This is a genomic window from Loktanella salsilacus (assembly GCF_900114485.1).
GTDB classification, from domain to species: Bacteria; Pseudomonadota; Alphaproteobacteria; order Rhodobacterales; family Rhodobacteraceae; genus Loktanella; species Loktanella salsilacus.
Genome location: NZ_FOTF01000029.1, coordinates 1 through 20,657, shown reverse-complemented (window position 1 = coordinate 20,657; position 20,657 = coordinate 1). Strand labels below are relative to the sequence as shown.

At 56.8% G+C, this 20,657-nt stretch carries 22 protein-coding genes and 1 riboswitch; of the genes, 10 read left to right on the top strand and 12 right to left on the bottom strand.

Going from position 1 to position 20,657, the window contains the following annotated elements:
* Positions 1-54: 54 nt before the first annotated feature.
* The 3 genes from BM131_RS17425 to BM131_RS17415 all read left to right on the top strand — a co-directional run bounded on the left by BM131_RS17425 (position 55) and on the right by BM131_RS17415 (position 2,912).
* Positions 55-720 carry a response regulator gene (locus tag BM131_RS17425; protein WP_090191510.1) on the top strand — a complete coding sequence of 222 codons (666 nt, stop codon included), beginning with the start codon at positions 55-57 and terminating at the stop codon, positions 718-720.
* Complete coding sequence (locus BM131_RS17420; protein WP_090191509.1) at positions 717-2,087, top strand: ATP-binding protein; 1,371 nt, start codon at positions 717-719, stop codon at positions 2,085-2,087. Before BM131_RS17425 ends, BM131_RS17420 begins: the two co-directional genes overlap by 4 nt.
* Positions 2,088-2,282: 195 nt before the next feature.
* The gene (locus BM131_RS17415) at positions 2,283-2,912 is read left to right on the top strand and encodes a L,D-transpeptidase (RefSeq protein ID WP_245754293.1); all 630 of its coding nucleotides are present in this window, start codon (positions 2,283-2,285) and stop codon (positions 2,910-2,912) included.
* A gap of 408 nt (positions 2,913-3,320) precedes the next feature.
* Here BM131_RS17415 and BM131_RS17410 read toward each other — a convergent pair whose 3' ends face one another.
* Genes BM131_RS17410 through BM131_RS20045 form a run of 3 tightly spaced genes read right to left on the bottom strand, consistent with a single transcriptional unit; the run spans position 3,321 to position 5,247 of the window.
* Positions 3,321-4,652, bottom strand: coding sequence for an MFS transporter (locus BM131_RS17410; protein WP_090191507.1), 1,332 nt, complete (start codon positions 4,650-4,652; stop codon positions 3,321-3,323).
* Positions 4,653-4,662: 10 nt separating this feature from the next.
* Positions 4,663-4,941 carry a metal-sensing transcriptional repressor gene (locus tag BM131_RS17405; RefSeq protein ID WP_090191505.1) on the bottom strand — a complete coding sequence of 93 codons (279 nt, stop codon included), beginning with the start codon at positions 4,939-4,941 and terminating at the stop codon, positions 4,663-4,665.
* Between the two features lie 42 nt (positions 4,942-4,983).
* Positions 4,984-5,247 (bottom strand): hypothetical protein, encoded by a 264-nt coding sequence (locus BM131_RS20045; protein ID WP_139222686.1) that lies wholly within the window; start codon positions 5,245-5,247, stop codon positions 4,984-4,986.
* 270 nt (positions 5,248-5,517) lie between these two features.
* Here BM131_RS20045 and BM131_RS17395 point away from each other — a divergent pair, with 270 nt between their 5' ends.
* Positions 5,518-6,168, top strand: a complete 651-nt coding sequence (locus BM131_RS17395) for a HupE/UreJ family protein (RefSeq protein ID WP_245754297.1) — start codon at positions 5,518-5,520, stop codon at positions 6,166-6,168.
* Positions 6,169-6,180: 12 nt separating this feature from the next.
* On the top strand, positions 6,181-6,813 hold the full coding sequence (locus BM131_RS17390) for a transmembrane anchor protein (protein WP_090191500.1): 633 nt from the start codon (positions 6,181-6,183) through the stop codon (positions 6,811-6,813).
* 311 nt (positions 6,814-7,124) lie between these two features.
* Here the strand turns inward: BM131_RS17390 and BM131_RS17385 are convergent, their stop codons facing one another.
* The 8 genes from BM131_RS17385 to BM131_RS17350 all read right to left on the bottom strand — a co-directional run bounded on the left by BM131_RS17385 (position 7,125) and on the right by BM131_RS17350 (position 14,906).
* Positions 7,125-7,661, bottom strand: coding sequence for a L,D-transpeptidase family protein (locus BM131_RS17385; protein ID WP_090191499.1), 537 nt, complete (start codon positions 7,659-7,661; stop codon positions 7,125-7,127).
* 419 nt (positions 7,662-8,080) lie between these two features.
* A complete protein-coding gene (locus tag BM131_RS17380; RefSeq protein WP_090191497.1) occupies positions 8,081-8,398 on the bottom strand; it encodes a hypothetical protein in 318 nt (105 codons plus the stop codon).
* A gap of 118 nt (positions 8,399-8,516) precedes the next feature.
* Entirely contained in the window at positions 8,517-9,236 is a 720-nt protein-coding gene (locus BM131_RS17375) for a copper-binding protein (RefSeq protein ID WP_090191495.1), read from the bottom strand.
* A 117-nt stretch (positions 9,237-9,353) separates the two neighbouring features.
* Positions 9,354-10,712 carry a multicopper oxidase family protein gene (locus BM131_RS17370; RefSeq protein WP_090191494.1) on the bottom strand — a complete coding sequence of 453 codons (1,359 nt, stop codon included), beginning with the start codon at positions 10,710-10,712 and terminating at the stop codon, positions 9,354-9,356.
* 29 nt (positions 10,713-10,741) lie between these two features.
* Positions 10,742-12,205, bottom strand: coding sequence for a TolC family protein (locus BM131_RS17365; RefSeq protein WP_090191492.1), 1,464 nt, complete (start codon positions 12,203-12,205; stop codon positions 10,742-10,744).
* A gap of 305 nt (positions 12,206-12,510) precedes the next feature.
* Positions 12,511-12,888, bottom strand: coding sequence for a hypothetical protein (locus BM131_RS20040; RefSeq protein WP_139222685.1), 378 nt, complete (start codon positions 12,886-12,888; stop codon positions 12,511-12,513).
* Positions 12,889-13,353: 465 nt separating this feature from the next.
* Positions 13,354-14,619: a sialidase family protein gene (locus BM131_RS17355; RefSeq protein ID WP_175499431.1), complete on the bottom strand. Its 1,266-nt coding sequence runs from the start codon at positions 14,617-14,619 to the stop codon at positions 13,354-13,356.
* Positions 14,620-14,708: 89 nt separating this feature from the next.
* Positions 14,709-14,906 (bottom strand): heavy-metal-associated domain-containing protein, encoded by a 198-nt coding sequence (locus tag BM131_RS17350; protein WP_090191489.1) that lies wholly within the window; start codon positions 14,904-14,906, stop codon positions 14,709-14,711.
* A 139-nt stretch (positions 14,907-15,045) separates the two neighbouring features.
* Here BM131_RS17350 and BM131_RS17345 point away from each other — a divergent pair, with 139 nt between their 5' ends.
* The 5 genes from BM131_RS17345 to BM131_RS17325 all read left to right on the top strand — a co-directional run bounded on the left by BM131_RS17345 (position 15,046) and on the right by BM131_RS17325 (position 19,918).
* The gene (locus BM131_RS17345) at positions 15,046-17,556 is read left to right on the top strand and encodes a heavy metal translocating P-type ATPase (RefSeq protein WP_090191487.1); all 2,511 of its coding nucleotides are present in this window, start codon (positions 15,046-15,048) and stop codon (positions 17,554-17,556) included.
* Positions 17,557-17,566: 10 nt separating this feature from the next.
* Positions 17,567-17,959 carry a Cu(I)-responsive transcriptional regulator gene (cueR, locus tag BM131_RS17340; protein WP_090191485.1) on the top strand — a complete coding sequence of 131 codons (393 nt, stop codon included), beginning with the start codon at positions 17,567-17,569 and terminating at the stop codon, positions 17,957-17,959.
* Between the two features lie 213 nt (positions 17,960-18,172).
* Positions 18,173-18,637: a hypothetical protein gene (locus tag BM131_RS17335; protein WP_090191484.1), complete on the top strand. Its 465-nt coding sequence runs from the start codon at positions 18,173-18,175 to the stop codon at positions 18,635-18,637.
* A 202-nt stretch (positions 18,638-18,839) separates the two neighbouring features.
* Positions 18,840-19,063: riboswitch (cobalamin riboswitch) on the top strand.
* A gap of 32 nt (positions 19,064-19,095) precedes the next feature.
* The gene (locus BM131_RS17330) at positions 19,096-19,266 is read left to right on the top strand and encodes a CbtB domain-containing protein (protein WP_090191482.1); all 171 of its coding nucleotides are present in this window, start codon (positions 19,096-19,098) and stop codon (positions 19,264-19,266) included.
* 1 nt (position 19,267) lies between these two features.
* Complete coding sequence (locus BM131_RS17325; protein WP_175499429.1) at positions 19,268-19,918, top strand: CbtA family protein; 651 nt, start codon at positions 19,268-19,270, stop codon at positions 19,916-19,918.
* A 12-nt stretch (positions 19,919-19,930) separates the two neighbouring features.
* On the opposite strand, the gene BM131_RS17320 is transcribed toward BM131_RS17325, so the two are convergent.
* Positions 19,931-20,263, bottom strand: coding sequence for a DUF1636 family protein (locus BM131_RS17320; protein ID WP_090191530.1), 333 nt, complete (start codon positions 20,261-20,263; stop codon positions 19,931-19,933).
* Positions 20,264-20,657 lie beyond the last annotated feature (394 nt).

The window sequence follows — 20,657 nt, the reverse complement described above, 5'->3', positions numbered from 1 at the left end:
GTCAGGCTTAAGGTTAGCGCTGCATTGCCGCAAAATGAAAAAGGATCTCCAGCCATGCGTGTCCTGATTGTCGAGGATGACCCGTCACTGGCTGACGGCCTGTCGGTCGGCTTGCGCCTGTCAGGTTTTACACCAGACGTCGTGACCAACGTTGCCGACGCGAAAGACGCCTTGGCACACGGCGGCTTTGTCGCGGTCGTGCTGGACATCATGCTGCCTGATGGAACCGGGCTGGATATTCTTGCGGGCATGAGATCGCATAAAGATGCAACGCCGGTTCTGCTGCTGACGGCGTTGGATCAGGTGGAGGACCGTATTGCGGGTCTTGATCTGGGTGCCGATGACTACCTTGGAAAGCCATTCGACCTTGATGAAGTTGCTGCGCGTCTGAGAGCAATCATGCGCCGCGCAGAAGGTCGTTCCAGTTCCAGTCTGCGCTGGAACGGGCTGGAGGTAGACCCCGCAAAAATGAACGGCCGTCAGAATGAAAAAAGCGTCGCATTTTCGCCCCGCGAATTTGCAATTTTGCGTGCGTTGATGGAACGACCCGGCGCAATCTTGTCAAAATCCGTACTCGAGGAGCGGCTTTATGGCTGGCAGGACGGCATCGAAAGCAACGCTGTCGAAGTGCATATTCACAAGCTTCGCTCGAAGCTGGGTGCCGAATATATCCAGACGGTCCGGGGCGCAGGCTACAGACTGTCAGGAGGGGCACCATGACATCTATCCGGACGCGTCTGTTCGTCATCCTTTTGACAACGACCACCCTTGTCTGGCTTTCGGCCTTCGTCTGGGTCCAACAATCAACGCGCGACAAGGTCGAGCGGGTTCTTGATGCCCGTCTGGCAGAGGCCGGTCAGATGGTTTCATCCCTCCTGTCGGATCAACGGATCGACGTGAGCCGCGCCGCGACACTTGCAACAAACTCAGGTTCAACTGGCGAGTTCATGCAAGCGGGTTATTCACATCGACTATCCTGTCAAATCTGGTCTCTTGACGGGACTTTGGTCGGACGCTCGGGCAGCTCACCGGCGGAGCAGTTGACCAATCAAGACACAGGATTCAGTCAAAACGTTATCGATGGAGAGGCATGGCGTGTCTATTCCGTCGTTAACGAGGATTTGGGCGTCCGTATCATGGTCGGCGACAGCTATATCGTCCGTGACCGGCTTGTCGATGATGTCGCAAAGGGGCTGGTTCTACCGGCCTTGCTGATGCTGCCGATCATGGCGGTGCTGATTTTGCTTAGCCTGCAGCGGGGACTAGCCCCCATAGACCGGATGGCCAGGGCCTTGGCGCTGCGCCCCGCCGAGGATCTGAGTCCTGTCGATGCTGCAATTCTCCCGCGGGAAATCAAACCGATGGGCCATGCGCTCAACGGACTTTTTTCACGCGTCAATGTAATGCGGGACCGGGAAAAAAGTTTCACGTCCTTCGCAGCACATGAGCTCAAGACGCCGTTGGCGGGAATCAAGATACAGGCTCAGGTCGCCGCAATGGCACCTGATGCGCAGACGCGGCAGCAGGCCCTGAACCGCATTCAGGACGGCATGACACGGGCTGACAGGATGGTCAGGCAGTTACTGGCCCTGGCAACCTTGGATCGGGACGATCCCCCGGACGATTGCAATGCCGACGTGTTGCTTGTGGTCAAATCAGTCGTGTCAGACCTGGCGCGCGTTGCGGCCGCCCAGCAGGTGACACTGCAAATCGAAGATCGGCTTACGTATCTCGCCAAGGTCAATTCAGACCTCCTGACAGTCGCCGTCCGCAACATCGTAGAGAATGCCATCATGGCGTCCCCCAAGGGCGAATCGGTGCAGATCGAAGTCGTTCAGAATAATCGGCATGTCGTCATTGCCGTGAGCGATCATGGCCGTGGCATCCCTGACGCTGACTTGCCGCATATCGCGGACCGCTTTTATCGGGGCAAGAACGCGCCGAATGGCGGCAGCGGCCTCGGGTTGTCCATCGTTGCGGCTGCGGTCCAGCGGCTCACCGGTACAGTGGAGTTTCAGGCCCGGCCTGACGGCGGGGAGATAGTTGCGCTGCGCATTCCCGTCAGTCCTGACGTGAATACAAAATGATTATTACGAGGGCCATCATCGTCACGCTCAGCAGTACTCATGCCGCTTTTGTTTGTGGAGAGCGGTCTTATTTGTGCGCCGATCGCACAAGCTGGCGGCGTTTCAGCCTGCAACCTTCACGACCTCCGGTACCGCTGCGCCCAGTGCGATGAAACGCCGGGGCATGCCTCTCCACAAAAACGTCAAAGGACTCCCATGATAACGCGACGCATATTCATAGGCTGCAGTGCAGCTGCAGGTCTCACAGCTTGTACTAAGACAGTACCGACTCCAGAGATCGTAACTCGCGCCGCTGCCGCGCCTCCTGCCTATCCACCGCTACCCGCCTTCTACGGTGCGATCAACGATGAGCCTTTTCCCGTGCCGGCAATTCCGGAAGGATCATTGGCGCCAGAATATTGGCGTACACAAATTGCCAATCCTTGGCCGGACCATGCGCCCGGCACGATCATCATCGACCCCGATTCCGCCATTCTGCATTTTGTCGAAACACCTGAGAGCGCATGGCGCTACGGAGTCAGCGTCGGCGCGGCCGGCTTCGAGTGGCAGGGCACAGCTCGTCTGCAGTTCCGACGTGAATGGCCACGTTGGAAGGTGCCAGCAACTATGATCGAACGCCAGCCAGAGTTGGAACCGTATTCCGTCGCAAACGGTGGAATGGCCGGCGGAGTTGGTAATCCCTTGGGCGCACGTGCTCTCTATTTGTTCGATAACGGCGTGGATACCCTCTACCGGGTGCACGGCAATGCGTCGCCACGCGAACTTGGCAAAGCAGTGTCGTCAGGTTGCATTCGTATGCTGGATCAAGATGCGATCGATCTGTAGGAGCGGGCCATCCATGGCGCCGCTGTGCTTGTTCTGCCGTCGATGAAGCCCTCCGGATTAACGGCGCTCTATTAAACTGACGGCGGTCCGAGTGTCGGCCCGTAGGCCTTCTTTAAACGGCCATGCTTTAGTCTCCAAACCCGTGCGCAGGCCATGTGCTGCGGTCGTTATAGTTTGGCCATATCTACCCGTTGGGCAGCAGTAGAACACCGCGCACCTCTGACGTCATACCGCAGGATTTTAGGTAAACTGCATCTGCCATTCCGACTATCCTAAGCCAAAAGACACGCATTCTTTACTTAAGTTTCTCCACCACCGCTGTCGGCACCAAGCCTCAATGAAGGGGTCTTACATACCTTGAACTTGGTCGATTAATCGTCTCCTACGATGTCGATGTCGATGTCGATGTTAACTGTGCGCTCCACCTGCGCGGGGCCAGTGCGGATGGTAATCGTCGATGACAATGGGATGACTGTGCATTGCAGGCCCACGAAGATGGGGGTGGTCCAGCGGCAGGTCGTCGTGGCTATGCGCGACAGATGCATCCTGCTCCTTTGGCCAGAGCAACATGCCTCCCAAAAGTCCCGCACCTGCTATCATTGCCAAAACCATAAACGCGACGACGGGACCGAAGGCCGTGATCAGCCACCCTGACAGCGGATAGGTCAGCAGCCAGCAGGCATGCGACAGCGCGAATTGCGCCGCGTAGACAGCAGGGCGATCTTCTGGGTGGGCCGATCTTTTCAGAAGGCGACCAGACGGTGTCAGCACCACCGAATAGCCAACACCGATGGCGAGCCAGCCAATAAGTAGGACGATCCATACGGGGCCAGAGACGGCGATCCACAGACCCAATGCCAGTAACACGACGACCAGACTGGACGCACCGGCGATCATCACCGGGCGATCTGGCCGGTTGTCGAGAAGACGGGGAAGGATCAAGGCGGCCAGCATGGAGCCGCCACCAAAGGCTCCGAGCGCCATGGCGACCTGCGTGTCGCCCAGCCCCAGATCAGATTTGACCAGAATGACAGTATTCACAAGAACCATCGCACCGGCCGCGGCGGCGGCAAGGTTCAGCGACAGCAGCCCCCGCAGCCGCGGCGTCGCCAGATAGATGCGCAATCCGCGCGTGGTGCGGTCATAGATGCCCCGGGGCGCGGTCGGTTGCGGACTGGGCAGCAGGACTGAGACGACCAGCAGCGCCGATCCGATGAAACCGATCACGGTGCCATAGAACAGCACCTGATAGCTGACGAAGGCCAGCAGGATTGCTGCCAGTGTCGGACTGATCAAGTTTTCCAGATCGTAGGCCAGCCGCGAGAGTGACAAGGCGCGGGTATAGCGATCCTCTTGCGGCAATATGTCTGGGATCGTCGCCTGGAACGTCGGCGTGAACGCCGCGGAGGCGGATTGCAGCGCGAAGATCAGGATATAGACCTGCCAGATTTCAGTCACGAACGGCAGGCACAGTGCCACAACCGCGCGGATCAGATCAAGGCTGACCAGCATGGCGCGGCGCGGCCAGCGGCTTGCGAAGGCCCCGGCAATGGGTGCGATACCGACGTAGGCCACCATCTTGATCGTGAACACCGTGCCCAGAATGAGCGCCGCGCGGTCCCCTGCCAGATCGTAAGCCAGCAATCCAAGCGCGATGGTTGCCATGCCGGTGCCCAGCAGAGCCACGATCTGAGCCAGAAACAGATGGCGATAGGTGCGGTCGGCAAGAACGGAGAGCATCAGTGTGACCTTACAGATATTTGACGATGGCCTTGAACTCGGCAACCGCTGACGGCCCATCGGGATCATTAGCGGTCATCGCGGCATCCAGACAGTGATCAATGTGGTCCTGAATCAGCGTCCGTTTTGCTTGCGCGATTGCTCTCTCAACCGCGTGCAACTGTTGCGCGAGATCCGTGCAGGGCCGTCCGGCCTCGATCATGCCAATGACGCTCAGCAGATGGCCATTGGCGCGTTTCAGCCGCTTCACGATGTCGGAGTGGGTTGCATGAGTGGTGATGTCTGTCATATGAAACCGATAACCTCCCCGGGGGGATAGAGCAAGCGGGCGTCAATTTGACAAAGACCTGCGGAATCGGGCGGTATGAAACAACAGGCGATCTTCTTTGTGCGATACGCACTTGTCCTCATCCTTGCGATTGGGATCGTCATGGCGTCCGGGTCGAAAATCCTGTCCCACAATCCTGCCGACCTGATGCAGATCGTGACAGACCACCAGATTGAGGCGGCCGATCACGGCCACACGCATGAAGACATCGTGGACATCATGCACGCATATGATGGTCATGCTCACGATATCGCCGATCACGATCATAGCCCGGCCTTGTTGCCCGCGAGGCGCGGGGCGAGCGCCCTTGCTCCCGTCCGGCGCAGCTGGCCAATGGTCCAGCTTGCGGCCTCTGGACGCAAACCAATTGGCCTGGAACGACCCCCACGCGGTTGAGATAGCGCCCTTGTGCGCACGCCTTTTCCCATCTCAACTCAACGGAAATCACAAATGACAAACAACCGAGCCTTTGGTTCGGGAGTTCCGGTGCCGTCGCGGCCCCAACTCCTGTTCCTGCTTGCGATAGTGCTGGCCCTAATGGCCTGCGCATCGTCCGCGTTTGCCCATTCCGTCACCGCCGGTGACAAGGGCTATATCCAAGAGGTCAGCGGCATGAAGCTGATCCCCTTCATGTATCTGGGGGCCAAGCACATGGTCACCGGTTATGATCACCTGCTTTTCCTCTTCGGCGTGGTCTTCTTCCTCTACAAGATGAAGCACGTCGCCATCTACGTCAGCCTGTTTGCCATCGGTCACTCGACGACCATGCTGGCGGGTGTCTACTTTGGCTGGAACGTCAGCTCCTATCTCATCGACGCCATTATCGGACTTTCTGTCGTCTACAAAGCGCTGGATAATCTGGGAGCCTACCAGCGTTGGTTCGGTGTTCAGCCCAATACCAAGGCTGCCACGCTGATCTTCGGCTTTTTCCACGGCTTGGGGTTGGCTACCAAGATCCTCGACTACGACATCGCGCAGGACGGCCTTCTGCCGAACTTGCTGGCCTTCAACGTCGGGGTGGAACTTGGCCAGATTCTGGCGCTCGCGATGATCCTGATCGTCATGGGTTATTGGCGCAAGTCGGGCAGCTTCTGGAAACACGCCTACAACGCAAACGTCGTCATGATGTCCGCTGGTTTCATTCTGATCGGGTATCAGATGACCGGCTATTTCGTCGCTCAATCCTAAAGGAAAACTGACATGCACAACGCAAACAAGCCTACCCTGGACGATCTGCCAAGCTCGGCGCAGCTTTTGAAATCGACTGGTCTCGCGGCGGTCGCGGCGGCGGCCATTCTGGTGACGATCGTTCTGCCGTCGGAATACGGGATTGATCCCACTGGAATTGGCGGTGCCCTTGGACTGAGCGAAATGGGTGACATCAAGACCCAGCTCGCCGAAGAGGCGGAAGCTGATCGGCTGATGGAACTGGAGAGCAGTGAGGCTGAAACCCAATCAAGCTTGGGAGATGCCATTTTTGGACTGTTCGTTGGTTCGGCCAGTGCCCAGACCGTCGAGGCGTGGACGGATGAATACAGTGTAACCTTGGCACCGGGTGATGGGATCGAGGTCAAGCTGGTGATGGAGGCCGGAGCGGAAGCCGAATACCAGTGGACCGTTGACGGAGGTGTCGTCAACTTCGACCTACATGGCGACGGAGGCGGTGAAAACATCAGCTATGAGAAAGGCCGCGCCGTTCCCGGAGGCGAGGGCGTTCTGACGGCAGCCTTTGCAGGTAATCACGGCTGGTTCTGGAGAAATCGCGACAGCCAAGACGTCACGGTCTCGTTGCTCGTGCGTGGGGCTTACAGCGACATGAAATTGCCAGAATAAACCGGAGTTGCCCCTGCGATCAGTGCAGGGGCAACAACCCTAGTTTCAGAACTCAGTCGGATGTCTAAAATTCGTCTATCTGCTTTGCGGAAGTTCGCCGCGTTGCAAAATATTGCATACATGCGGTTGAACGAGAGCTTCACTACGCGAGGTCCGGACTGCGGCTTTCATCCACGTCCGGTGGCGGAACCGCGTATGACGCCGAGGTCCAAGTTGCCCGCCATGCAGATCCGTAGTGGACATGTCATCCTATTTGATCGCTGTGCTGATTTTGCGCAAAAGAGGTTTAATATCTACAGCGGCAGTAAAAACTATGCGTGTATCCAGACGGGCACGCCAATTCTGAGCATTGCGTATACATCCTCTATTTCTGTATCCGTTAAGGCGATACATCCTGCTGTCCAATCCCATTTGTTCGGTGCTACTACATTACCTCCGGGCCCTCGCCCATGAAACATGATTTCACCGCCTGCAGATCGGCCAAATTGGGCGGCATATGCCCGATCCCTTTGATTGGGATAGGAAATACCGATCGAGAGGTGATACCTACTACGGGGATTGAAGCGATCAATATAGTACAATCCTTCCGGGGTTTTCCCATCGCCTTCGAATTTCTTCTGTCCAACGGGTGCATTTCCTAGACCTAAATCGTAGGACTTCAGTATCATGTCGCCACTGAGCAGATGCATGCGTCGCTTGTCTTTATAAACAGCCACTTGAGTGACTGCTGGTCCAGCATACCGCTTAAATACCGGCGCTGGCGCGGTTTTTACGGAGTTGCCTTTACCACAAGCAGCCAGAGTTGTGAGGATAGCCAGCGACGCTTGGCGACGATTGAATAACTGCATTTAATAAATCCTGCCCAGAATTTTGTGACGCTTAAGCCCCACCAAAGCGGTTGACCGCCATCTTATTTTCTAGCTTAAGACTAGAGTGGTATTTTTTGAATCTCAACTGCCTTTTCGAAACAAAAGTATTGATAAAGATGATGTGTACTTAGGTTGAAGCTTACCCGTACAGCGATGTCGAGTGCTCTGAGGAATCGGTAGTAAAGGCCGGCTGACGGAAACCCTATCCCTTTTTGCAGACTTATTTATTAGGCGAGCTTTGTGGTTTGCGTACTACGGCCGGTATAGTTATTCGGAATATCTAACACGCCTGAATGGATAAATAAAATCCTGCTGGATTTGCATACCAACTGCGATTTTATCTAGTAAAGACCCGCAAAGAAATGCGGGTCTTTATCTTAAGTTAATCTTTAGTATTATTAAAAGTCAGCTGTGAGTCCGGGACCCCGGTTTCGGCTATCGCCGTTTACAATTAAATCGATCCGTTTTGCCTTAGACGCAAAAGACCCACGATCCATAACAATCAACTGAATGGCAATTTGCTCATCAATTGTGATAGTGTCGCCCTTTCTTTGCTTGACACCGAGCGCGGCAATATTCTGATCAGTAATTTTTTGAGCCGCGGGGCTCAAGTCACGGAAATTGCTCGTTGGGATAAGGTTCGATCCTGCCGAGGCAGAAGCCGCCATGAAGCCCATTACGGTAGCCATAATTGCGGATTTAGTAAGATTTTTCATGCTTGTAGTCCTTTGGTGGGTTGCTGAATTCAGTATTTTACTTGAATTAACTCAGCGTTTAGATTTAGTCTGCCCTAGCAATTGCTAGAGATAGAAACTCAGCACATACTTTGATATGTTACTTCAGCTCGACGACAGTCAGTTTGCCCTCGACACGATCAGCGACGAATTCGATGTTTTGACCTTTTGCAAGACGGGCCATAACTTCTTCGTCGGCGCGAAACACCATCGTCATTGCAGGCATGTCAAGGTTGACAAGTTCTTCGTGAATGATGGTCACTTTGCCCGCTGCAGCGTCCAGCTCCTTGACAGAACCTTTGGTAAAGGTTGCATTCTGGACGAGAGGTGCGGTCGATGAGCCATCATTGACAACGACCGGTCCGTGCATGCCGGACTCGTAGTGACCAAGGATCAGGCAGGCGTATTGGAATTCACCAGCGTTTGCGAAGGTCCAGATGATTTCGCCGGATGCACCAGGTGCCAAGCGTATTGCATTTGGATCAGCATGTTCCATTTCCGGAAACTTCGCCATCAAGGCCTTGTGCTCTTCGTTCTTTGCCGGTGTATCAAGAACGAACTCGTGTTCCTGTTCGCCTACATTGGTGATCAAGAACTTGACCGTCTCACCTTTGGTGAATGTCATATCGCGAGGTGCGAACAGCATTTCGCCGTCGTCTGTTTCGCTCATCGTCACCTCGATGGTGCGGTCAATGTCGGCCGCATCGCCGGGTTTGCCAATGGCCATGACGTCGGCGTGGCCATCGGCGTGGCTGCCTGCCGCGAAGGCAGGTGCGGCCAGCAGCAATGTGAGTGTCGAGAGAATAGTCAGTCTGCTCATAGTTTTTCCAGTTTGTTGTCATGTCGTGGGGGATGTGCGGCGGCCGGGGGGACCGCCTGTTCAGGCCGGATTTGGCCTAAATTTCGGAATGATTATCTGACGGGGCCTAAAGGCTTGTCAGCCGCGCGACACCGGCTTTTCGGTGTAGCGTGTTGCGGCATCGGCAACCTGCATAGGTTCCGGCACATCGCCGGTCCATTCGGCGGCCTGCGTGCCCGGCGGGTTGTCGTACCAACCGGGGTCCGCATAATCATCGGACGCGATGCCGGGGCGGACCTTGACGACGGAAAACATACCGCCCATCTCGATCGGGCCGTGCTTGCCCCAGCCGGTCATCATCGGTGTGGTGTTTCGGGGGATCGGCATTTCCATCTCGCCCATATCTGCCATGCCAGCCGTGCCCATTGGCATGTACTCTGGCTGTACGCGGCGGATCTTTTGGGTCACGTTTGTCTTATCGGCCCCAATGAACGTCGGAATATCATGACCCATTGCATTCATTGTGTGATGCGACTTATGGCAGTGAATTGCCCAATCGCCTTCATGCTCGGCTTTGAAGTCGAAGGCCCGCATCGCACCCACGGGGATATCAATCGATACTTCAGGCCAGGCAACTTCCGGTGGCACCCAGCCGCCGTCGGTGCAGGACACCTTGAAGTCATACCCGTGCATGTGGATCGGATGGTTGGTCATTGTAAGGTTTCCAACACGGACGCGTACATCATCACCTTTGTTTACGACCAACGGATCAATACCCGGGAAAACACGGCTGTTCCAAGTCCACAGGTTGAAATCCGCCATTGTCATTACGCGGGGGATATAAGTGCCGGGATCGATGTCGAAAGCGTTTAACATGATAAGAAAGTCACGATCGACACGCCGGAATGCGGGGTCCTTCGGGTGGACGACAAACATGCCCATCATGCCCATGGCCATTTGCACCATTTCGTCCGCATGCGGGTGGTACATGAATGTCCCTGATTTGATTAGGTCAAATTCATATGCAAAGGTCTTGCCTGGCGGGATCCCCGGATGACTCAGCCCTTGGACACCATCCATTCCAGACGGAAGGATCAGCCCATGCCAATGCACGGTCGTGTGCTCCGGCAATCGGTTGGTCACAAAAATACGGACACGGTCACCTTCGACCGCCTCGATGGTTGGCCCGATTGAGGTGCCATTATAGCCCCATAGGTAGGCTGTCGTACCTTCCGCGAGCTCCCTTTCGACGGGTTCGGCGACGAGGTGAAATTCTTTCACTCCATCCTTCATTCGGTGCGGCAACGTCCAGCCGTTGAGTGTGACGACCGGATTGTAGTCGGGGCCGGATACTGGAACCAAAGGTGCTTGTGTCCCCGCGTTGTCTGTTAAGGCTGCTTCGGGCAAGCTGCGGTTATCGGTCTGAGACCATGCTTTTGTAGATACCAAGGTTGCACCGGCTACTCCGGTACCCAAAAGTTGACGTCTGTTCATCATCTGTCTTTTCCTTTTGTGAGAGTTTCGGGTTAGTGTCCGGCGCCGCCACCAGCGGCCAATTCAACACCGCCAGCATCTCCGCCGCCGGCCCCACCGCCACCACCATAAATGGCAGCGTCTAGGCCAGCTGCCGCCAACCAGAACTGGTGCTTGGCTTCTGCCGCATTGAGTTCGCTGCCCAGTCCGTCGCGGACGTCGGCAAGCAACTCGAACGTACTGGTGATCATGCCGTTGTTGGCCAGTAGTGATTCCTCATTGATAATCCGCCGCAGCGGCAGAACGACGTCGCGGTATTGTTTCGCGATGGCGTGAGTACCGCGATACTTGGTCTCTGCTACGCGTGCTTCAGAGCGAACAGCGACAGCAGTTTCAGCCAAAGAATTTGCTGCCTGAAGATAGGACAATTCAGCCTTACGCATCCGCGCCTTGCCGCTATCGTAAATTGGGATTTGAAACTCTAACTCAACCTGTGGCAGCACAGATGTTTCAGTGTCGCCATCTTCCTCAACTTCGCGCTCTAATTCAGCACCCGCGATCACCTCGAGGTCAGTCAGTACGCGGGTCGCATCGGTGAGCCCGTAAGCTTGCGCCGTTGCAGCGAGGCTTAGCTTAGCAACCTGAAGGTCAACACGGTTCTGAAGCGCTTGCGCCTCGATGGCTCCTGTGCCGCGTAACCCGTTTGGCAAAGCAGGTAACGCGTCTGGTACGAAGTAATCCACTTCCGTGCCCCACAGTCCCATCAGTCGTGTAAGTTTTTCCTTCGCTACAGATGCGGCAAGCCGGGCCTCTGCTGTTTGGGCGGCAAGTTCTGCGTCGAAGACCTGCTCTCGCGCTTGACCGGACCTATTCAGGGCACCGGTTTGGCCCAACTGCTGGGCGAGTTCAGAAGACGCATCCGCCGCCTGCGATGCTTTGTTCAGGAGTGTCACCGTCTCAAACGCGGCGACTGCATCGATCCATGCGGTTCGCGTCGCTGCGGCCAATGTCAGCGTGTCTACGACGGCCTGCATCTGAGCCTGTTGGAAGTTTGCCTGTGCGACAGCCACGCGGCGTTTACGCGTCGGCCTATCCAATATATTTACTGCTACAGCCGATTCCAGAGCACGAAATAGCCCAAGTTCTGGCGCGCCAATTCCAAGCAAGCCAACAGATACAATGGGATTTTCCGGTGTAGATTCCTGCCAGATATCGGCTGCCGAGAGACCAACTGCTGCGTAAGAAGATTGAAGGCCGCGGTTGTTTAGCAAAGCGACTTGCACTGCGGTATCAGCTGTAATGGTTTTGCGATGCGTCAGCGCATGGATTTCTTTCGCAACCTGTTGTGATTGTGCGCTGGTCTGTAGCCAGACGGACTTACGGCCAGTCGCTGCCCGCGTCTTGTCCGCGACAAGAGAGAAGCCGGCGTCCGGCGCGGTGATCCCAGGTGGGAGTGCCGTCGCACAGGCCCCAAGAACCAATGGAAATGCGATAACTGTCAGTTTTAGCATACCCATTTAAAGACCCGCCTGTGACTTGTTAGATTCGCGCCAATCGGCAGGATCTACAACGGGACGTACGGTATAGTTTTGGATTGGATTTACGTATCCAGTCTGGCGCGCAGCAACTGTAACGGTCGCTGGTGCGGCAATATAAGCCGTATCGGGCAGCGGTGTCGGCGGCGGCATGCACGCGGACAGCGCCAAGGGCATGGCCCCGACGAATAAGTATTTGAAAGTCACGAAATATCCTGCTCTGCCTATCGCGGACCCTCATTTTCAAGGGACCGATATCTGAAGTCAGGCCCGCCTGCGGGCCGCGATCAGATTGTCAGAGAAGGTGGACGGATAAAGCTGATAGCAGCGTGACGCGGTGCCATAGCGAGATAAAACGGATCAATAGAAGTTAGGCGGCCCGTCGGTACATCGACACGAGATGCCATCCCTAATATTGTCGAGCATGTTCCTACGCAGCAGCTGCCGTCACCATTGTCGTGAGTATCGGAGGTATGGTTGGCTGGGCATGCCGCACGAGCTTCGTTTGCTTCATGCTCGGCAATATTGGCAAATGATATCGTCAGTTCGTGTTCATGCTCTTGAGCTGAAAGTGCACCCGCCATTGAACCAAACGCCAAAAATGCAGCGACGGCAATTACCATGGCGCATCGCAGGAGTTTCAAAAGGGCGGCTATCTTCAACATGAGTGCTATGTATTTTTCGATCGATGGTCCGTCAATCCCATCTTTCCAATTTTAGAATGTACTGAGGCATTCCGACAAGCTTCCGACCGACCTGATCATCTATGCCAGGAGCCCTCTGGCGCAAATCCGCGGCAACATTTTACCAGAGTTCACATTTTCGTAAGACCAGTCGAAAACTTCCGCGTTCTTTGAAATTATTAAACAGTTATTCGCAGATGATCGGTACGCATGTGTTGGCATTCTCGGTCTTGCGCTTATGCCGCTCACCACAGCGAATGTGAGCCGCGTACCAACGAGACCTCAGCTATAAACACCGGCCGCGAGCCAAGCAGCACGCCTCCAATACTTTGGATCAAAACCAAGAAAACAATGCATTTCGGGCAGGGTAATCCTGGCCTTGCTACACTGAGCGGACAAGGAAAACCTGCCTATAAAGTCGGTTTATTCAATCCTATCTAACTATAATCATTCGGCTAAGTTGACCTGTCCCCGTGCGACATGGATTGCAGTGCCGCCATCTAAGCGCCCAGCAGCATCAGTAGATGGTTCAGTCCAGGCGATGTAAACGTCCTCACCTGCAACGGTCATGCGCGGGAAGCCCATGGCGTTTCCTGTACGATTGACTGCAATGGCGATTGGATCTCCGCAGCCGTCCGTCGCGGTCGCCCGGCAGGTCAGTAGCACTTCGCCGGCCGCGGTCCATTCGACCCAACTGACCAGGGCCGATCCGTCATTGAGTTGCAATAGATCGACACGGCCGGCGGGCCCGCCCAGATCGATTTTCCGAGCAGGTCCAAAGCTTGCACCCTGATCATCCGAGAAGGCCATTTTGACCGATGGCACACCGCCGGCACCGGTGAACCACACCAGTGATGCGTAATCGCCACTCGTTGATATAGCAGGACCGTTCACCGGACATCCGTCGATTTCCCAACCATCCCCACTGATCGGTTTGGGGGCTGTCCATGTTCCGTCCACGCGTCGCACAACAGAGATATCCCTCACCTCGTCCACGGTCCGGTCACGGTAAGCCAGCAGCACGGTCCCATCTGCGGTCACGGCCGCGCTGGTCTGGCAACAGGTGCACGTCATGTCGTCAAGCAGCAGATCCTCTGACAGGGTCCGGTCGGCATTCACAGTCGTCGCCCGCAGTTGCATAGCACCGGCGTCCGCGCCATCGCTCCCGAACGTATCGCCGGTCTCGTAGGCCCGTCCATCGAGCCACATCGCGAGAAGCCCCTCCTTCGCATCGGGCAACAGCGTGACGAAGCCATGTTGCGTCACCAGACCGTCGCGGTGGGGCACGATGGGGGAGCCCCACGTTTTGCCGTCATCATCCGAGATCGCAATATTAACGTCGTAGTCGTAGTATGAGTCCCCGTTCATCCGGAGCCAACTGACGGCGATACGGCCATCTGGTAGACCTACGGCAGAGGAAAAGTCCGCATAACTGATGAACAAATCATTGCCTTCAGCAACGGTGACGGGATCTGACCAGGTTGCACCGTCGTAGATCGCCGTCTCCACGGCTGCGTAGGTGTCTCCTGACAGTTCAGTCCAAGACATCATCACGCGACCGTCCGCCAGCGTCACAAGCGAGGGCTCCTCGACCACGCCAGTACTGGGCACGTCGATTTCTGCCAGCGTAGAAAATACCTGCGCTACGACCGGACTGCCGATCAGGCCGAGCGTTATGCCCGCCACAAGAGAAACGAGAGAACGGCGCGTCATAGCTAAAACCTTCTACACAGAAACAAACGACCGCACCGGTGCGCGGCGCAGTCGTCAGAATAAGACGCACTTGGGCGTGACGGCTTGCGTTAGGCCATTACAGCCGGATAACCGGCGTTTTTCAGGGCTTCACGAAGCATTGCGTCGTCGCGCCCAGTGTCAATGGCGACCGTGCGAGCAGGCATGTCGAACGACAGGGTCGCATTAGGGTCGAAACCCAGCACCGTTTTTTCAACGGCCGCCTTACAGTGGCCACAGCTCATGTTGGTAATGGAATAGATAGTCATCGCAATCTCCTTTGCTCTTGATTTCATATGGGGGCTTCCCCCGCTGGAAGGTCAAACGCAATTCGAGGGAATGCACTCTTGACCTTCCCCTGACTGGAACCTTTATGTGAGATGCTGAACCAAAGCGTGAGGCACCCCCATGTCAGACATTTCCTCTATCACATTGGCCGTGACCGGCATGTCCTGTGCGTCGTGTGTAGGGCGGGTTCAACGCGCTCTTGCGGCAGAACCTGGAGTGACACTGGCCGAGGTGAACCTCGCGACCGAGACGGCACGGGTCACGGGCACTGTTCCCCCTGCCCGGCTGGCCGCGGTGTTGTCGGAAGCAGGCTATCCCGCGCGGGATGCGGTCGTCGATCTGGCCATTGCGGACATGACCTGTGCATCCTGCGTCGGCCGTGTGGAACGCGCACTTCTAGCGGTGCCAGGCGTCACGGCGGCGTCGGTCAATCTGGCGACCGAGACGGCGCAGGTGCGTTTCATTGAAGGCGTGGCAACCTCGGCGGATCTAATCGCAGCTTCGACCACTGCGGGTTATCCCGCCACCATCAATGGCGGTGCCGGGTCCGGCGACGCCACCACGGACCGCGCCGCCCGCAAGGATGCGGAGGCACAAGATTTGCAACGCCGCATGACCATCGCTGCCGTGCTGACGCTGCCTGTCTTTGTGACCGAGATGGGCGGACATGTCTTTCCCGCCATGCACCATGTGATCACGAACAACATCGGAATGCAGACGGCTTGGATCATTCAGTTCGTGCTGACGACCCTCGTGTTGGCATGGCCTGGTCGGTCGTTCTATAGCAAGGGCGTGCCGGCCCTGCTGCGCGGTGCCCCAGACATGAACAGCCTTGTTGCTTTGGGAACTGCGGCCGCCTGGAGTTATTCCACCGTCGCAACCTTCGCTCCGACCCTTCTGCCGCCCGAAGGACGCGCCGTCTATTTCGAGGCGGCGGCGGTTATTGTCGTTTTGATCCTGCTTGGTCGCACGCTTGAGGCGCGGGCCAAAGGCCGAACCGGGGCCGCTATCACGCGGCTGATCGGGTTGCGGCCAAAGACGGCGCAAGTGGAACGCAATGGGCAGGTAGTCAGCGTGGATGTGGCCGATGTCGCAGTCGGCGATCTGGTTCATGTCCGGCCAGGCGAACGGCTCGCGGTCGATGGCGAAGTCACCTCAGGTGCGTCATGGGTCGATGAGAGCATGATCTCTGGTGAGCCAGCACCGGTCGACAAGCAGGCGGGAGCGACCGTGACCGGCGGCACTGTGAACGGCACCGGCGCACTGGTTTACCGCGCAACGCACGTGGGGGCGGACACGGTTCTGGCGCGGATTGTGCGCATGGTTGAAGACGCCCAATCCGCCCGATTGCCGATTCAGGCCCTGGTGGACCGCATTACACTCTGGTTCGTCCCCGCCGTCATCGCGCTGGCTGGGCTGACCATCGGCGTCTGGATGATCTGGGGGCCTGCGCCCACGCTGGCCCACGCGCTCATCGCCGGCGTCTCGGTCCTGATCGTCGCCTGCCCCTGCGCGATGGGTCTGGCGACACCGACGTCGATCATGGTGGGTACCGGGCGAGCCGCGGAACTTGGCGTTCTATTTAGGCGCGGCGATGCCTTGCAGGCCTTGCAAGGCGTACAAGTCGTGGCACTCGACAAGACTGGCACCCTGACCGCCGGACGGCCAGAGCTGACCGATGTCGTCATGGCCGACGGCTTCATCCAAGGCGAGGTGTTGGCTCTTGTCGCGGCAGCGGAGAGCGCTTCTGAACATCCTATCGCGAGCGCAATTGTCCGTGCCGCGCAGGCGCAAGAACTGGTCATCCCGGAAGTGTTGGCATTCCAATCGATCACTGGGCTGGGGATCTCCGCAACCGTGGCGGGTCGAAAGGTCTTAGTCGGGGCAGACCGGCTGATGATACGCGAGTGTGTAGATATGACCGCAGCACCCTCTGCCACCGCTCTCGCAAATCGCGGACGTTCACCACTCTACGTCGCGATTGACGGCCAGTTGGCGGCGTTGTTCGGCGTGGATGATCCAGTCAAGCCGGGCACTGCCGTCGCCATCGCGACGCTTCATGATATGGGCCTGCAGGTTGCAATGATCACCGGCGACAACGCGGCCACGGCGCGGGCAATTGGTGCTGTGCTCAGCATCGACGACATTGTGGCCGAGGTGATGCCGGAAGGTAAGGTTGCGGCCCTGGACCGGCTGCGCAGCACGTATGGGGCCATCGCCTTTGTCGGGGACGGCATCAACGATGCCCCGGCACTTGCCAGCGCCGATGTGGGCATCGCGATCGGCACTGGGACGGATGTCGCAATCGAAACGGCAGATGTCGTGCTGATGTCCGGCGATCTGCGGGCGGTCGTCGACGCTTTGTCCGTCAGCCGTGCGACGATGCGTAATATTCGCCAGAACCTGTTCTGGGCCTTTGGCTACAATGTAGCGCTGATCCCGGTGGCAGCGGGCCTACTCTATCCGCTGAATGGCACGCTGCTGTCGCCCGCATTGGCGGCAGGGGCGATGGCGCTGTCCAGCGTCTTCGTGCTGACAAATGCGCTGCGCCTGCGGCGTGTGCCCTCGGCTGCACCCGTCATCGCCACGCCGGCCACACCGCAACCCCGTCCTGTCACTGCAACAGCATAGGAGCCACACCATGAACATCGGTGAAGTCTCGACCCGCGCAAACCTACCCGCTAAGACCATTCGCTATTACGAAGAAATTGGACTGGTTAAACCGCTGCGCGACACAAATGGTTATCGTGCCTTCCGTGAGAGCGACGTCCATAAGCTGGTGTTTTTGGGGCGAGCGCGTGCGCTGGGGTTTACCATCGAAGATTGCCGTGCCCTGACAGCGCTGTGGGAGGACAAGGCGCGCGCCAGTGCAGACGTCCGCAACATCGCGTCCGATCACCTTATCCAGATCGAAGCCAAGATCGCCGATTTGCAGGCTATGCATGAGACGCTGTCGCATTTGGTCTCGTCCTGCGCCGGCGATGATCGCCCCGACTGTCCGATCCTGCAAAGTCTGGAAAAGGTGACCCGGTAATTGGCGGGCCTGATATAGCCCAAACCATCGCTGCTCGACTTCGAAATGATCGCAAACCAAGCCAGCGTCGTGGTCGGGCTGATGTATCAAAAAATTGTACCAAACGGGATTCCAGCCACGCGATCAACAGACATGTCTTTCTTGCCATAGCCTTGACCCAAGTTTGGCGAACTTCCACGTAAATTTCTGAACACAAATTCGAAGAGATGAGACATGACGCTGCCAAGTTCATACGTCCGCCAATTACCTCCGGAAGTTGATCTTCTCGTGTTGTCCTTTTTAGGGCATTTTGCATGGGAGTTCCTCCAAGCGCCCATGTTCTCGAGCATGAGTCAGGTGGACCATTTTGCCGGGATATTCATTTGTTTGAAGGCAACGCTAGGCGATCTGGCGATTGCTCTTTCAGCGTTCTGGAGTGCGGCACTCGTAGGTCGAAGTCGAAGGTGGTTCACGCGCCCAAGCCTACGTGCTCCGGCGGTATTTTTCGCAGTAGGGCTGCTGCTGACCATCGGTTTGGAGTATATCCACACCCAGATCACCGGACGTTGGGTGTACGACGGGATCATGCCGGTCCTACCTATCATCGGCACGGGTTTGACTCCAATCTTGCAATGGATTTTCGTGCCGATGTTGGTTTTGTGGTACATGTTCAGGCTAGATCGAAACAATAGTCATTAAGAGCGTGCATAAGACGGGACTTTTGGCGCTTTCCGCTGATTAGTCGCATCCGGTATCGTCCTGCGCTGGCGATGATCGCCGCGACTGCCCGATCCTGAAAAGTCTGGAAAAGGTGACCCACCAAGCACGATCCCCTCGCCCTGTCTTGGCCTGAAGCAGAAGCGATTTCGCGCAACAGATATTGCATTTTCTAGCGCAGCTATGTCTAGTGACACTGCTTGGTGTTCCAAACGCGCAAAGTGCAGGAACTGAATAGAGAATCTGGTCAGGATCAATCCGCTATGGAGATCCAATGCCAGAGCCGCCCCCGCGACTGTAAGCGGTGAGCGACTGCTAAATTGTCCACTCACATCCCATGATGTGGGGAAGGCCAGCAGATCGTCACGACCCGCGAGCCAGGAGACCTGCCAGGCACAATGCAAACCGACCGTCGGGTGTGACGGCAAGGAGAATGACTTATGACAACCCTCGTACAATCGCAGTCGCGCGACGCAAGCGGCACACGCGCAATTTTCATGGCCCTGACGTTCGGCCTCGCTTTGATCGCATCCGTCGGATTTGCCTCTGCTGGTGCCATTCACGATGCAGCACACGATGTACGCCACGCGACCGGCTTTCCCTGCCACTAATATGCTGCGCCCCATTCTGACGACCGCATTGCTGGCCGGTGCGGCCGCTGGCGCAACAGCCGGCCTGCTTCACCTTGTCTTCGTTCAGGACATCCTACTCTCCGCCGAAACATTCGAGACCGGATCAGAACAGGCTACCAGCGCTGTCCTTACGGTGCGCAACGCGCTGACGATCATGATCATGGTTATGCTCTATTGCGGCTATGGTCTCATCCTTGTCGCACTGATGGCGTTTTACGGCCAGACGGGCGACCGGATAGATGCCCGGCGAGGTCTCTTGTGGGGCGTCGCAGGTTTTGCCGTTGTTATCCTCGCTCCGGCATTTTCGCTGCCCGCACAGTTGCCGGGGGCGACCGAAACCGATCTTGCTACACGTCAGATATGGTGGATGATATTTGTGGTGTCCGCAGCGCTCGGCATCTGGCTTCTGGCTTTCGGCAAAACGCCGGGTCAATGGGCCGCGGCGGTCTTGGTTCTCGTAGTCCCGCATCTGTTGGGCCCGCAGCTCCCGGATATTTTGACAGGCAGTGCACCGATGGAATTGGCCGCACTCTTCACCGCCCGATCGCTTGGCGTCGGATTGCTCACGTGGTTGGTCTTAGGTTCCGTCGCGGGTGCTATCTGGCGCCGCGAGCAAGCTGAACCTGCCTGAAGCAACGAGGGGTCAGCCTTCTTGCTCTGGCAGCGCAGGAATGCGGGCCCGCAAGCACGACCGCAATCTGCCACATGGCCGAGCGTCCTCGATCCATCCGCTTGGGGCCTTCAGATATGTGCAACACGTCGCGATCAAGTCATCGATATCCGTATCGAAGCATATGCCCGAGAACAGATATGAAGCGCGACCTTGGCCTTGGAGTGCCACCGAGGACGGGGTCTGACACGCGCCAAGGCAGGCGGTAGTAGACACGGATACGATGTCAGTCAAACCTGCAGCACTGATCGCTGCCATGAGCCGCAGCTTGGATACCGTTACGGATGCAGCCGGCGCGCATGTCATACAAATACAGATGTTCATCGTCATGAAATGCCTCCGGCATCGCGTCCAATACGTATTATATTATCTCGGCGTCGCAAGCGTTAGCGCCGGTTTGAAACGCCGGTACTACCCTTCTCAAACTGTCCATCTGCCTCTCGGCTTTCACAACTGCCGCCCTGTTTGCGCTTACCGCGACGGCGCACGTCTCACAAAAAATCAATTTTAAGGGGAACATTCCAGCGCGGGAACTTGGTTAAGCTTTTAAGGCAATGCTCGAGAAGGATAACTTATGCCATATTTACGTTTCTTTGCAATGATCGTGTACGCGCAAAGTTAGAATGTCTCACATCTGCAAAGTAGAAGTGTCACACTTCCCTCTTGATCAAGCAGGATTGGAGTGTGGCCGTGGGATTGA